This is a genomic window from Alteromonas sp. ABM1_013 (assembly GCF_056160505.1).
In genome coordinates, this window is the sequence record NZ_JBSWXH010000016.1 from 1 (window position 1) to 299 (window position 299).

At 45.5% G+C, this 299-nt stretch carries 2 rRNA genes; both read right to left on the reverse strand.

Going from position 1 to position 299, the window contains the following annotated elements:
* Window positions 1–86, reverse strand: a 5S ribosomal RNA gene (gene rrf, locus ACXAGK_RS19490); the annotation flags it as partial.
* A 133-nt stretch (window positions 87–219) separates the two neighbouring features.
* Window positions 220–299: ribosomal RNA gene (locus ACXAGK_RS19495) — 23S ribosomal RNA — on the reverse strand; the annotation flags it as partial.

Consider the following 299-nt stretch of genomic DNA (forward strand, 5'->3'; position numbering starts at 1 on the left):
AGCCCCACACTACCATCGGCGCTAATACGTTTCACTTCTGAGTTCGGAATGGATTCAGGTGGTACCGTATCGCTATGGCTGCCAGGAAAAACTGGTAACAATCTAGAAAACTGGATATCAATTCAATCGTGAGTAACTGCTTTTCACTCTACTTGCTGCTCTTTATCAGAGCTTAGCTTGTCTACAACACTCAGAAGTACAAAGCTTCTTGGGCGTTGTATGGTTAAGCCTCTCGGGCAATTAGTACAGGTTAGCTTAACGCCTTACAACGCTTCCACACCCTGCCTATCAACGTCATC